The organism is Bradyrhizobium sp. 142, from assembly GCF_023074015.1.
GTDB lineage: Bacteria > Pseudomonadota > Alphaproteobacteria > Rhizobiales > Xanthobacteraceae > Bradyrhizobium.
On record NZ_JADPKQ010000135.1, the window covers coordinates 1 to 1116 of the forward strand.

Genomic DNA, 1116 nt, shown 5'->3' on the forward strand with positions numbered 1-1116 from the left:
CCCAAGATACCCCACGGGATCGCATCCCAATCAGCAAAGTCTCTTCTCTACAACAACATAGACAGATGGGTGTTCTGATGCGCGGTTGTAGAAGTCGAGATATCGGTCGATCGAGTTGCGTGCCTCGCTGACGGTTTCATAGGCCCGCAGGTAAACCTCCTCGTATTTGACGCTGCGCCACAACCGCTCGACGAACACGTTGTCCCGCCAAGCTCCTTTACCGTCCATGCTGATGGCGATGCCGTTGCTGGCGAGCACGCCGGTGAAGGCCGAGCCGGTGAACTGCGAGCCCTGATCCGTGTTGATGATTTCGGGCCTGCCGTGACGAGCCAAAGCATCCTCCAGTGTCTCGACGCAGAACGCCGCCTCCATGGTGATCGAGAGCCGCCACGACAGAACCCGGCGGGTCGCCCAGTCCAGCACGACAGCGAGGTACACGAAGCCGCGCGCCATCGGGACGTAGGTGATGTCCATCGCCCAGACCTGGTTCGGGCGCGTGATCTCCATGCCACGCAGCAGGTACGGATAGATCTTGTGCCCGGGCTCAGGTTTGGTGGTGCGTGGACGGCGGTACAGCGCCTCTATCCCCATCCGCCGCATGAGTGTCTTCACATGCCGGCGGCCGATCTTGCACCCCTCGGCAGCCAGCAGGCCTCTCAACATACGCGAACCGGCGAAAGGAAACTCCAGATGCAACCGGTCGAGCCGTCGCATGATCGCGAGGTCGGCGGACGACACCGGGCGCGGCAGATAATAAACGCTGCCGCGGCTGATCTTCAAAACTTCCGCCTGCCTGGTGATCGACAGATCGTGTCCACGGTCGATCATCGCTTTGCGCTCAGCAATCCCGCCTTGGTGAGCGCGCCTTCTAAAAAACTATGCGCGGCGCTGCGTTCCCCCTGTGGGATAGAAACGGCCGGCGCTAGATTGCCGACCGGAAGGGAGCGGCCGATACGATTTTGGTGGCACGTGACCCCGTTAAAAAACCTGGTCCATGGGTTGTTGCGCACTTGAGAGTGGTGACGCCATCCGGCGATCCCGTTTAGGAATCTGACCAATAGCGCAGCCCAGCCCTTCCGCCGCCGTCAGCAGGAGGATTGGAGATGAATCCCAAAA

The 1116-nt window shown here is 60.6% G+C and carries 1 pseudogene; it reads right to left on the reverse strand.

The annotated features are described in order from the left end of the window. Positions 1 to 30: 30 nt before the first annotated feature. Positions 31 to 876 (reverse strand): annotated as a pseudogene (locus tag IVA82_RS13575) (IS3 family transposase); the annotation flags it as partial. Positions 877 to 1116: the final 240 nt, after the last annotated feature.